This is a genomic window from Synechococcus lacustris str. Tous (genome assembly GCF_003011125.1).
Taxonomy (GTDB): domain Bacteria; phylum Cyanobacteriota; class Cyanobacteriia; order PCC-6307; family Cyanobiaceae; genus Synechococcus_D; species Synechococcus_D lacustris.
In genome coordinates, this window is record NZ_PXVC01000066.1 from 1 (window position 1) to 11,429 (window position 11,429).

Sequence of the window (11,429 nt, forward strand, 5' to 3'; positions counted from 1 at the left end):
GTATTGAGCAAAGATTTAACATCAAATATCCATCAAATCCAGCATTGTTTGCAACCTTTTCAACCCTCTTAATCGTGGGATCTGCCTCTGCATCAGTGGCGGTGCTGGGATTCAAGCCAATAACAAACAACATTCTTTTACCACTTTTGCCCAGGGCTAAACGCCTTTTATTATTGCAATCATTTACGTATATGTTGTGCTGATTCATATCCTCAWTGGCTTAGCTTGTTAAAAGTGAGGATAAGTTCGTTTTGGCCAAGGCGCCCGAGCCACCAGCGGCCCGTCCGGAGGTGGAAAACCTGCAGAGCTACAGCGCACCACTCGAGGGAAGRCGCGGGCTATTGCGGCTTGATTTCAATGAAAACACCCTGGGGCCAAGCCCCAAAGTGGTGGAGGCGATCAGAGCAATCCCCGCCGATCACTACGCCATTTATCCGGAATACAACGGCTTAAAAGAAGCATTTGCCAACTCCCTTGGCGGCCTGGCCGTGAACCAAATCGGTTTATTTAATGGTGTTGATGCTGCCCTCCATGCCCTTTGCCAGGCCTACGGCCAAAGGGGCGACTGCATGCTCACCACAAATCCAAGCTTTGGCTACTACAAACCCTGCGCTGAAATGCAGGGTATGGAGATTGAAGCTATCCCCTATGAAGCARCTGATTTTAGTTTTCCACTAAATCAAATTAAATCTGCTCTTGCAGGCAAGAATCCACGCTTATTTTTTCTATGCAATCCCAATAATCCCACCGGCACTTGCTYATCAGCTGAAACCATCCTTTCCCTAGCCGCTGAAGCGCCCAACTGCCTTGTGGTGGTGGATGAACTCTATGAAGCCTTCAGCGGCAACAGCGTGGTGCCTTTGCTATTGCAAAAAGCTCAGGGAAATAATCCCTTTGAGCACTACCCCAATTTGGTGGTGTTGCGTTCCCTCTCWAAAACCGCTGGTATCGCTGGGTTGCGCATGGGMTTTGCCATTGCTGCAGCCGCGGTAATTGATCGTGTTAATCGAGTTACTGGCCCTTACGACATCAACAGCTTTGCCGTTACCGCCGCTTTTGCTGCCCTAGCCGATCAGGCCTACACAAACGCCTATGTGGCGGAAGTGCTTTTGGCAAAGGYCTGGCTCGTGCAGCAGCTAACTGCAGCAGCGGTTCGGCACCATGCCGGCGGTGGCAACTATCTGCTGATCTGGCCAAAAGTGGGAGTTGAAGCCATGGATAGGGGCCTTAGGCAGCGGCGKATTCTCTGCCGCAGCATGGCGGGGAAAGCCTTGATTGATGGCTCCCTAAGGGTAAGTATTGGCACCCGGGAGCAAATGCAACTTTTCTGGCGTGCCTTTGCTGCCATTGAAGGGCTGCAAGGATCCACCACCTAAACCCATAAATATTGCCAACAGGCCCAGTTGTAGGGCAAGGCAACAACCAACTGCCCGGCGTTGCTCCCAGAACAGCCTTGCCATCACCCCATTTGCGAAGGGCGCCTATTTTCAGGGCATCAACTCAATTTTGGTTGTATCGCCGAGGRGTGGTGTGAGGGTGAGCACACCACCGGGCTTATTAACGGCCACGCCCTTCAAGGCTTCCAGGAAAGGTTTGCTGTCGCCTTGATCGCAATTCAGGGGTGCTTTAGAGCTGCGCAGATATTGCACTGGAATAACCCTTCTGGGGTTTAKTTCACGCACTACCGCCGCCGCTTCTGCACCGGTATAAACCTTGGCTCCACCGCCGATGCCAATAATCAACACATCAGGGCGACCCAACAGCACTTTGTCTTCTGGTTTGAGCGTTGCTGCCGTACCGCCAAGGTGGGCAAATTCCAGGCCCCCTTGGCGCCAACGCCAAATCACACCGTTACCAAAACGACGGCCACCCACCCGATCATGGGGAGCAGCAAAACCCTCAAAGCGAATGCCAGCAACTTTGTAGGAACCGGGTGTTGCTAAAAAACGACCACCCCCAACTTTTGCCCCCTCATCCCGCAAAAGGCTGCTAGCCAAAGTGACATTCGCTGATACCGCCGGCATTGCTAGCCCMGCAGCACAGCCCACCGATTGATAGGGATTAAGCAGCACTGAACTGCCACCGCCTTGAATTAAAAGGGCGCTGTGGCCATAGCTGGTGATAGTTACACCACCGCCTGCACCACCCGCAGGTAACGCCAGRCCAAGGGCGGCGGCACCAAATAAAGCACCGAGCACTGGGCGAAACATGGCGATAAACAATTTGAGTTGGAACTTAGCAGTGTTCAACCAATTGGTTCAGGCAGAGGCGCTGGATAGAAAATTGGCCAAAAGTTGATGGCCCGCTTCTGTGAGCACGCTTTCAGGGTGAAATTGCACCCCCTGCAGAAGTGGATAGCTGCGGTGGCGCAGGCCCATCACCATGCCGTCTGCCTCGAGCCATGCTGTTACCTCTAAACAAGCAGGCAAGCTCTCGCGCTCGGCAATTAAGGAGTGGTAACGCGTAGCGGTGAGGGGATTYGGCAAGCCGGCAAATACGCCTTGGCCGCCRTGGCGCACTGCTGAGGTTTTGCCATGCATCAATTGCGGTGCCCGCACCACTCGGCCACCAAATACCTGGGCGATGGCCTGATGCCCCAGGCATACGCCTAAAAGCGGAATTCTTGGCCCCAACTTTTCGATCACCTGAGGGCATATCCCCGATTGGGCTGGGGTTCCGGGGCCAGGTGAAATCAAAATCGCCGCTGGATTTAAAGCTTCAATTTGAGCTAAATCCAAGGAATCATTGCGTTCCACTCGCACGGATGCTGCGATCGGATATTGAACGGCTAATTCACCTAAATATTGCACCAAATTAAAGGTGAAACTGTCGTAGTTGTCGATCACCAGCAACATCAGAAGCCAATCCTGGTTATTAGTGGTGGCAACAGTAAAAGCACGGCAATTAATAAAGAAGCGATGGCTGCCACCAACACAGCAGCCGCTGCGCAGTCTTTTGCAATCCGGGCCAAGGGGTGATAACGGCGGCCAACGGCTAAATCCACCACTGCCTCCATGGCGGTATTAAGCAACTCCAGCACTAAAACCGCAGTTACGGTAAGCACAAGCACCGCAAGGCGATCTAGGGAAAGCTGGAGCCACAGCGCTAGGCCAAAAACGAAAACACCCGTAACCACATGGATGCGGAAATTGCGCTGGGTGAGCAGCGAATATCCCAAACCCTGGGCGGCATAGCGAAAGCTAGCCGGCAGATCGCGGGCCACCTGCCAAGCCCCAACCCTTAATCGACGCAGGCGGCGGTTAGCCGACAAATCGATGGGGTTTGGGTCTGTGGCTTCTAACTCTGAGGTCAAAGGTTGGGCCATTATYCGGCCAGGTTACCGCCGATTTGAGCTGGGAACAGTTCGATCAATTGCTCCTGACGCAACAGCATTGCCGCCAGTTGCTCTTCATCGGGGTGGTCCCAACCCAATAGATGCAATAGGCCATGGCTTGCCARRAAACAAAGTTCATGGCTGAGGCCATGGCCGTGGCTAAGGGCCTGGCGGCTGGCGGTTTCAAGCGAAATAACAATGTCACCGAGCTCCAGCGGCACCCCTGGCAACGGCAATTGCTCCCCCGTTGGGAACGCCAACACATCTGTGGGCTCTGGTTTATGGCGCCAACTGCCATTCAAAGCAGCAATTTCCTGATCAGCGCAGAGCTGCAAGCCCATGCTGTAAGCACTGGCCTGGAGTTGGCCCGGCAATTCCCCCTGCAGGTGGCCAAGCCATTGGCCCAACAGCAGCAGCCATGCGTTTTCGCCTAGGGGATCGGCCAATGGCAAATCAGGGGCGCCATAGGCCAAATCCAGCTCTGGAACTGCCATCACCCCGGCACTGCAGGACGAGCAAACCAGGCGAGCAAAAGCAATAAACCAGTTAAACCAAYTGCCGTAAGGCCGAAGTGAAACAAGCTTTGCCGCCCCTTACGCACCATATTGCGCATTGCCAACTTCACAAAACTGGGGGGGGATTCACTCATGGGTTTTCCTCAGCAACTGTTTCCACACCTTGGCGCAAAAGCGACTGGATGAAGGGGTCGAGATCGCCATTCATCACCCCTTGCACATCGGTGGTTTCCTCCGCCGTGCGCAAATCTTTCACCATTTGATAGGGATGAAATACGTAATTACGAATCTGATTACCCCAGGCCGCTTCAACAATGTCGCCGCGGATATCGGCAATCTGCGCTGCCCGTTGCTCTTGGGCGATCACCATCAACTTTGCCTTGAGCAAAGCCATGGCCTTTTCTTTGTTTTGCAGCTGGGAGCGCTCTTGGGTGCAGCGCACCGCCAGGCCGGTGGGCACATGCAAAATGCGCACAGCTGTTTCCACCTTGTTCACGTTTTGACCGCCGGCTCCACCGGATCGGGAGGTGGTGATCTCCAAATCCTTATCAGGAATATCTAATTCCACCTCGTGGTCCAACTTGGGCATCACCTCCACACCAGCAAAACTGGTTTGGCGTTTGTCGTTTGCATTAAAAGGCGATATGCGCACTAGGCGATGGGTACCTTTTTCATTGCGCAGATAGCCATAGGCGTAGCGACCATCAATTTCAATTGTGCAGCTTTTAATTCCCGCTTCTTCCCCCTCTGAAATYTCATCAACACTCACCTTCATGCCATGGGCTTCCCCCCAGCGGGTGTACATACGCATCAACATCAAGGCCCAATCCTGGGCGTCGGTGCCGCCGGCGCCGGCATTGATTGAAATCACAGCCCCCTCCTGGTCGTAGGTGCCGCTAAGCAGCCGYTCCAGCTCCCAACGATCCAGGGCTTGCTTGAGGCTCTGCAAGCCAGCATTGGCCTCCTCAAGCATTGCTGCATCGGGCTCAAGGTCGTAGAGCTCCAGGGTGGCAGCGGCATCGTTGATGCAATTGCGCCATTGCTGCAATTGCTGCAACTGGGCCTTCACATCATCCAATTGCCGCATTTGCCTGCGGGCATTTTGCTGATCGTTCCAAAAATCAGCCTGGGCAGCCAGCTGCTCCAAATCCCGCTGGCGCGCTTTTAAACCAGCAACGTCAAAGGCAGTCCTGGACATGGCCCAGGCGATCGGTGAGCTCAGATAAATCGCGCTTGAAATCAGTTAGGTCGAGCACCTGGGTGAACTAACAACTCATTGGTTAACCATATCAGCTTAGATCAATGGAGAAATCTCAATCAAAGAATCAACTAAAAGCAAAAGCCTACTGAGAACGAGCAAGTTCAAATTCGGATCTTGCTCTAATACTAAAGCTGAATTTGCTGAAATTTCAACTACATCAAAGTAGCATTGAGAAATCCTCATTAAATCAGCGCGGATCAATGAAAGCTCCCTGGATATTAAATCAATCTCATCATCATTTGATTCAACCGATTTAGATAACACTTTTAATTTAGCAGATCCCCAAAAGATTAAATTATCAATAGGCAATTCAAGCGAGAGAGGTTTTTGTAAATGCTCTCCAAACAAAGGCGAAAGATCACGGCAACAGCTAATCACTGTACTACCGCAACGAAGGCAATTCTGAGCCCAAAAAAGGTTATTAAAATCCTGATCAAGAACAGATTGCTCGCAAACCAACTTTGGAATCTCTTGCTGCAGCAAATTACGGCGATTTCTTAAGGAAATAAACAACTCAATGCTGCCCTTAGAGTTATTTAATTTACTCAAGCAGCTCGCTATGTCACCGATCCAAATTCGAGCCTTCTGCTCCCATTCAGTGGTGGCCAGTTGAGAGTAAATTTGAGTTGAGCACCAAATACCAAGCACCACCCCAGCAAGAGTCATTACTGTGCGCCAAGAGGCATAAAACCACCAGTCTGAATTATGATTAAGTATACTTCCAGAAACAACATGTCCACCAACTATGTAGCCGCTGTTAAGCCCAAAGTAAAAGCAAAATATACGTACAAGAATCAATGAAATACCCACCCTTAAAGGTGCTGGTGCTTCCGATAAAGCACCAGCACCAATTACAACAGCGAGCAAACCCAGGATCGTACCAACCAATCTTTCACGGCCAGCTAATATTCCACCACCCAGGTTTAATTCCATTACAGTTAACATCGCTAGGGCCATATAAAGCCCCTCAGGCAAACCCAAAGACTCACTGGCATAAATTACAAATGCCAACAATGCGCCATTACGAATAATCACTCTTGCTCTTAATGCTTCAGCTATTGGTATTATTTTTTTCATACATTAGTTAATAGTTTTTCCAGGGACGCAAGAGCAATACTGCATTCAATTTGATCAAATTTCCTAAGCTGAGCAGGAACGCGCCCCAGGGCAACTGCGTGCCTAAAGGCTATTTCTAGCAACTCCTCTCTTTCATTAAGGGAAGCAAATTTTAAATCATCTATTTTGCAATCGCGATAGGCARTGCTTTTAATTTTACAGTGTTTAGCATAGGATAAAATTAGATCATCAGAAGATACAGCTTCCGCTTTTAATAAACAACTCTGCAGCTGCTTTACAAGCAATTGCTCACTATCTTGCAAGCGTTGAGTTGCTGAACGAAACCAAAACAGCCTTTCAATCAGCATCCCGATGAACAGTCCCACCAGGTGCCATATCGTTCGCTCAAAAACATATAATCCACCAAGATTAGTATTTCCTGGTACAGCCAATAGCAGCACCGCCATTATCGATCCATTCATTAAAGTGGGTTGATTTAATCCGATTTTACGGCCCAATATTTGAATTAAAATATAGCCAATACCAACTGCCAACCAACTTTTCAAGACCAATATTAATAGCGCTACAATTACTCCACCAAAAATGGTTCCCACAATTCGATCACGGGCTGCTGCAAACGAAACTTCAGGGGTTAGCAGCAAGCTACGAGCAACACCATAAATAATATAAAAACCCTCAATCCCCTTAGCATCTAATCCTGCAAACTCATAAATCGCTGCAGCAATTAATCCTGCAAATCCCACCTGTAGCGCATTGCGAATCTGCGCTGCTGAAATCGGCTTCATAATGAACTAAAACCCCGTTCACTCAGCCATGGGCATTGTGAGCACACTTAACTCTATTAAGATCATGCTGAAAAGCTTGATTTTTCATGACCGCCAGCATTGAGATCTACACCTGGAGGTCTTGCCCGTTTTGCATCAGGGCAAAACAGCTGTTAGATCGCAAAAAGGTGGCCTACACCGAACATGCCATCGATGGTGATGAAGCAGCCCGCACGGCCATGGCAGCTAAAAGTGGTGGCCGCCGCAGCGTTCCCCAAGTTTTTATTAACGCTAAACACGTGGGCGGTTGTGACGACCTCCACGCCCTAGAACGCTCTGGCCAGCTAGATGMACTGCTCACTTGAATAGGAGTTAAARCCAGTGGCCCGTCAGTTATTTGTTGTTGATCCAGTTGAACGCCTGAGGCCTGAAAAAGACAGCAGCGTTGCCCTGATGCAGGCCGCCGAGCGGGCTGGCGAAGCTGTGTGGGTTTGCAGCAGCGCCGATCTTGCCTTTGCAAGCAACGGTCCCCAGGTGCAGGCGCGGCCGATCAAAACCGAACCATGGTTTGAACTGGGCCCCGCCGAATGGCAACCTCTTCGCCACTTCCCGCGGGTGTGGATGCGCAAAGATCCACCCGTTGATGAGGCCTATTTATACGCAACCCACCTGCTTGAACTAGCCGAACTAGAGGGGGTTCAAGTGCTGAATCGCGCCGCCAGCCTGCGGGCTTGGAACGAAAAACTTGGGGCCTTGCGCTTTCCCCAYCTAATGGCTCCCACCATGGTGAGCAGCCAAGTGGAGCTGCTGGCAAGCTTTGCCACAAMCCACGGGGAAGTGGTGCTCAAACCCCTTGGCGGCAGGGCCGGCATCGGCGTAATCAGGGCCAATGGTGCCGCCCCTGGCCTTGMGGCCCTCCTGGAGTTRGTTACCCAACAGCAACAGCTGCCGGTGATGATTCAGGCCTTCYTAGCRGCGGTAAGCGCCGGTGATAAGCGCATCATCCTGGTGGATGGCAAACCGCTTGGCGCCGTTAACCGCATCCCAAAAACAGGCGATTTTCGCAGCAATTTGGCCGTTGGCGGTGCACCCGAGGCCTGCGAATTAAATGAAAGGGAACAGGAAATTTGCGCTGAATTGGGCCCTGCMTTGCGGGAGGCTGGTTTGTTTTTTGTGGGTATCGATGTGATCGCTGGCCACTTAAGTGAAATCAACGTCACTAGCCCAACGGGCGTGCGGGAAGTGGAACGCCTTGGCGGCATCCCCCTTGGCGATCTCACCCAAGAGCTGCTGTTGAAACAGGATCGCCAGCCAGGCTGAGCTGCTGCTGCAACACCTGCAGCTTGAGGGCTACCTCTTGCAGTTCCCGCTCCGGCTCTGAACCCCGCACTAAACCAGCGCCTGCAGTTAATTCCAATTGCTCACCCCGCARCACACCACTACGAATCGCCACCCTCAATTCCCCATCACCGGCACTATCMAGCCAACCGATCGGGGCGGCATAGGGACCACGCTCAAAAGGCTCCAGGCTGCGCAGCCATGCCATMGCTTCCCTTCGTGGCAAACCAGCCACCGCAGGGGTTGGATGCAATGCTTCCGCCAGCGTTAGYAGTTGTTGCCCCGCAAGGGAAGCGCTGATTGGAGTGTGCAAATGCCGCAGGGTGCCATGGCGGGCCAAACGCGGTTGGCGCAAACACACYGGCTTTAAGCCCTGTTGTTGCAATACCGAGCGGATTGCCMCCACCACCAATTCATGTTCATGGCGATCTTTGCTGGATTGCAGMAGCGCCTGCGCTGGTTCACCAAGGGCTGCTGTTCCMGCCAGGGCATCACAGCGCAACTGGCCATTGCGCACCGCCAACAGGCGCTCSGGKGAGGCCCCCACCAAAACACTGCCATCGGCCTCRCCCCATAAAAAACGACAACTGCCCGCTTGGCATTTACGTAAACCCGCCAACAGCATTTGGGGATTTAAGGGGCTATCCAACTKRAGCTGTTGGCGCACCGCCAACACCAACTTGCGCAATTCACCCCGCTCCACCAAAGCGAGGGCCTGATCCATGGCACCGCGGTAGGMCTGCTGCCATGGCGAACGACTCAATACCTGGGGAATAACAGCAGGGGGCTGCGGCCATTTAGCCCTCTCCAGGTGCTGGGCCATTTCCCACAACTCCTCKGCCACAAACCTGGGGGTTATCTCAGCGCCAAGGGGCCTTTGCAAACGYAACCAAGCCCGATGGCCATGGCGACTCAATTGCCAACGGGGCAGCACTGCCCGCACCCCAGGCAACATCAGCGRGCTGCTTTGCAGGGGCGCATCAAAAAAGGAAAAGGCCAGTAGCACCCTTGGCCTAGCCATAGCTGGGCCCTTAATTGCATCAGCACCAAGCCGGGAAAGGCTCAGCTGGCAAAAGCGTTGGGCTAATTCAAATCGCCTTGAACCACTCAACTCAAGGTGTTGGGCAATGCCTGAGGCGGCAAAGCAAAAACCCGGTGCCCCATCCCAGAGCATTCGGAATTGATCKCCGCCGGGTAATTGCGCCAGGGCCGCCAGGGGATCTATCGGTGCCAGGGGCAGGGCCAAACTGAGCACACCACCRTCATCCAAGCCAACTGCTTGCTTGCTGGCCTGGGCCAGCAGATCAATGAAAGTGGAATTCAGCAACGCTGCCGTTCCCCGTACTGCTCAAATGTATGGGTCTAAAGCTAACTATTGCCCTGGCGCCCCATGGCTGAGCCCAAGGTCGTTGTAAGCCGTTACGCCCTCTGGAAGGCGGCGATCAAATGGCCCATGTATTCCGTTGCCGTGATGCCTGCCCWATTGGCGGCAGGAGCCCTGCTGGGCCAAGAGTTGCAGCCCCGCTGGGGGCAACTTGGCTTTTTTCTTCTGGCTGCAGTGCTGCTATTGGGCTGGGAAAACCTGAGCAACGATGTGTTCGATGCCGATACCGGTGTTGATAGCAAAGGCAAACCCCATTCGCTTGTGAATCTCACCGGCCGCAGGGATCGCATTGCCATAGCTGCYAATGGTTGCCTGCTGCTGGGMTTGGGCCTAATGGCTTTGGTGGCAAGTAGCAGTGCAGGGGCAGTGCTCCCTCTGGTGTTTGCCTGTTGTGGGATTGGTTATTTGTATCAAGGGCCCCCTTTTCGGCTCAGCTATCGGGGCCTGGGCGAACCGCTTTGTTGGGTGGCTTTTGGTCCATTGGCTAGCGCCGCCGCCCTATTAGCCCTGGCGCCCACAAATTTTTTTGCCGCCAACACAATCCCCTGGGGRATGGCCCTTGAGCTGGGGGCTGGTTCTGCAGTAGCAACAAGCCTGGTGTTGTTTTGCTCCCATTTCCATCAGGTGGAGGAAGACGCCAAAAACGGCAAATATTCACCGGTGGTGCGGCTTGGCAGCGCTAAGGCAGCAGCTTTAGTGCCCTGGTTTGTGGCCGCTTGTTTTGGCCTGCAGTGGTTACCGGTTTTAACAGGTAGCTGGCCGCCAAGCGCCCTACTCGGKGTGATTGGCCTTCCGGCAGCCCTGCAATTAATTCGGCTGCTAAAGCGCAACCATGGCGATCCCTCAAAAATCATGGGCAGCAAATTTCTTGCCCTGCGCTTTCARGCGCTCAATGGTTTGGGTTTAGCGCTGGGCTTAGCCCTRGRGCCCTTATTCCTAGGCCGTTGAGCAGYTCAACTTCCTTAATTTTGGAGTGGCGGCCCTTGCGCTACCGCTTAGCCCAGCCCYTWAAAAAYGCCCATGGCACAACAATTGAAMAACGCGGTTGGTTGCTGAAATTAAGTAACCAGGCTGGAGMTATSGGCTGGGGCGAAGTGTTGCCGCCGYTTSTTCAATGGCACAACTGCGCMGCAGCTATTGGGCGYTTAGGCCTTCAACTCGAATTKGAGCAATTGGAGCTGCAGTTGCCTTTGCTGCCTGGGGCGCTTGCTTTTGGTTTGGGTTTAGCGCTTGCCGAACTGCAGGGGCTCTGTGAAGGCTGGCTGGAGGCACCCCCTTCCGCCTGGTTGCTRCCTGCTGGGGCAGCAGCAATCCCAGCTTTAGAAAATGCTTTAAATGCAGCATCCACGCCGATCACRGTGAAATGGAAAGTGGCCACGCAAGCAGAAGCAATAGAGAAGCAACTGTTGAAAGAATTGCTAGAGCTGCTGCCAACAACAGGCCGCTTAAGGCTGGATGCMAATGCTGGCTGGGATCAAAACAGCGCCGATCGCTGGGTGGAATATTTAGGCCATGAACCACGTTTGGAATGGCTAGAGCAACCGCTGCCTCCAGGCGAGCATCAAGGCCTRCTGCGCTTGGCCCGGCTSTTACCAATCGCCYTGGATGAATCCTTACGCGATCCCGCCGGAATSCCCCCSGGCTGGTGCGGCTGGCGAGTGCATAAACCAGCCCTAGAAGGTGATCCCCGCCCACTGCTGCAGGCGCTCACAGGTGGGGCCGCCAAAATAATGATCAGCACTGCCTTTGGCACTGG

The 11,429-nt window shown here is 53.0% G+C and carries 15 protein-coding genes; 5 read left to right on the forward strand and 10 right to left on the reverse strand.

Annotated features, from left to right (window positions below):
- Positions 1–208: DUF1643 domain-containing protein (locus C7K08_RS10770; RefSeq protein WP_133165228.1), on the reverse strand; the 208-nt coding region annotated here is incomplete at its 3' end.
- 43 nt (positions 209–251) lie between these two features.
- Here C7K08_RS10770 and C7K08_RS10775 point away from each other — a divergent pair.
- Positions 252–1,376 (forward strand): pyridoxal phosphate-dependent aminotransferase, encoded by a 1,125-nt coding sequence (locus C7K08_RS10775; RefSeq protein ID WP_106500621.1) that lies wholly within the window; start codon positions 252–254, stop codon positions 1,374–1,376.
- 111 nt (positions 1,377–1,487) lie between these two features.
- Here the strand turns inward: C7K08_RS10775 and C7K08_RS10780 are convergent, their stop codons facing one another.
- The 8 genes from C7K08_RS10780 to C7K08_RS10815 all read right to left on the reverse strand — a co-directional run bounded on the left by C7K08_RS10780 (position 1,488) and on the right by C7K08_RS10815 (position 6,972).
- Entirely contained in the window at positions 1,488–2,210 is a 723-nt protein-coding gene (locus C7K08_RS10780) for an MBL fold metallo-hydrolase (protein WP_106500622.1), read from the reverse strand.
- Between the two features lie 48 nt (positions 2,211–2,258).
- Positions 2,259–2,855 carry an anthranilate synthase component II gene (locus tag C7K08_RS10785; protein WP_106500623.1) on the reverse strand — a complete coding sequence of 199 codons (597 nt, stop codon included), beginning with the start codon at positions 2,853–2,855 and terminating at the stop codon, positions 2,259–2,261.
- Positions 2,855–3,325 carry a diacylglycerol kinase family protein gene (locus tag C7K08_RS10790; protein ID WP_106500624.1) on the reverse strand — a complete coding sequence of 157 codons (471 nt, stop codon included), beginning with the start codon at positions 3,323–3,325 and terminating at the stop codon, positions 2,855–2,857. Before C7K08_RS10790 ends, C7K08_RS10785 begins: the two co-directional genes overlap by 1 nt.
- Positions 3,325–3,828: an rRNA maturation RNase YbeY gene (gene ybeY, locus C7K08_RS10795; protein WP_106500625.1), complete on the reverse strand. Its 504-nt coding sequence runs from the start codon at positions 3,826–3,828 to the stop codon at positions 3,325–3,327. The genes C7K08_RS10790 and ybeY overlap by 1 nt, the downstream gene beginning before the upstream one ends.
- Positions 3,828–3,983: a DUF3285 domain-containing protein gene (locus C7K08_RS10800; protein WP_106500626.1), complete on the reverse strand. Its 156-nt coding sequence runs from the start codon at positions 3,981–3,983 to the stop codon at positions 3,828–3,830. Before C7K08_RS10800 ends, ybeY begins: the two co-directional genes overlap by 1 nt.
- Positions 3,980–5,105 (reverse strand): peptide chain release factor 2 gene (gene prfB, locus C7K08_RS10805; RefSeq protein WP_106500627.1). Its coding sequence is split into 2 segments (ribosomal slippage): positions 3,980–5,029 and positions 5,031–5,105, totalling 1,125 coding nucleotides; the frame shifts between segments, so codons are not numbered across the junction. The genes C7K08_RS10800 and prfB overlap by 4 nt, the downstream gene beginning before the upstream one ends.
- A gap of 38 nt (positions 5,106–5,143) precedes the next feature.
- The gene (locus C7K08_RS10810) at positions 5,144–6,187 is read right to left on the reverse strand and encodes an aromatic acid exporter family protein (protein ID WP_106500628.1); all 1,044 of its coding nucleotides are present in this window, start codon (positions 6,185–6,187) and stop codon (positions 5,144–5,146) included.
- Positions 6,184–6,972 (reverse strand): FUSC family protein, encoded by a 789-nt coding sequence (locus tag C7K08_RS10815; RefSeq protein WP_106500629.1) that lies wholly within the window; start codon positions 6,970–6,972, stop codon positions 6,184–6,186. Before C7K08_RS10815 ends, C7K08_RS10810 begins: the two co-directional genes overlap by 4 nt.
- 86 nt (positions 6,973–7,058) lie before the next feature.
- On the opposite strand from C7K08_RS10815, the gene grxC reads away from it, so the two are divergent.
- Both grxC and gshB read left to right on the forward strand, forming a co-directional pair.
- Positions 7,059–7,316, forward strand: a complete 258-nt coding sequence (grxC, locus tag C7K08_RS10820; RefSeq protein ID WP_106500630.1) for a glutaredoxin 3 — start codon at positions 7,059–7,061, stop codon at positions 7,314–7,316.
- Positions 7,317–7,332: 16 nt separating this feature from the next.
- Positions 7,333–8,271 (forward strand): glutathione synthase, encoded by a 939-nt coding sequence (gene gshB / locus C7K08_RS10825; RefSeq protein ID WP_106500631.1) that lies wholly within the window; start codon positions 7,333–7,335, stop codon positions 8,269–8,271.
- Here gshB and C7K08_RS10830 read toward each other — a convergent pair.
- Positions 8,228–9,616 carry an isochorismate synthase gene (locus C7K08_RS10830; RefSeq protein ID WP_106500632.1) on the reverse strand — a complete coding sequence of 463 codons (1,389 nt, stop codon included), beginning with the start codon at positions 9,614–9,616 and terminating at the stop codon, positions 8,228–8,230. The two genes, gshB and C7K08_RS10830, sit on opposite strands and share 44 nt — an antisense overlap.
- 63 nt (positions 9,617–9,679) lie before the next feature.
- On the opposite strand from C7K08_RS10830, the gene menA reads away from it, so the two are divergent.
- Both menA and C7K08_RS10840 read left to right on the forward strand, forming a co-directional pair.
- Entirely contained in the window at positions 9,680–10,621 is a 942-nt protein-coding gene (menA, locus tag C7K08_RS10835) for a 2-carboxy-1,4-naphthoquinone phytyltransferase (protein WP_106500633.1), read from the forward strand.
- 224 nt (positions 10,622–10,845) lie between these two features.
- The coding region (locus C7K08_RS10840) for an enolase C-terminal domain-like protein (protein WP_272867433.1) at positions 10,846–11,429 on the forward strand (584 nt) is incomplete at its 3' end.

What these genes read in the sequence shown, in the direction of transcription:
- C7K08_RS10790 (WP_106500624.1), bottom strand. Translation starts at nt 3,325, where the DNA reads ATGGCCCAACCTTTGACCTCAGAGTTAGAAGCCACAGACCCAAACCCC.
- C7K08_RS10810 (WP_106500628.1), bottom strand. Translation starts at nt 6,187, where the DNA reads ATGAAAAAAATAATACCAATAGCTGAAGCATTAAGAGCAAGAGTGATT.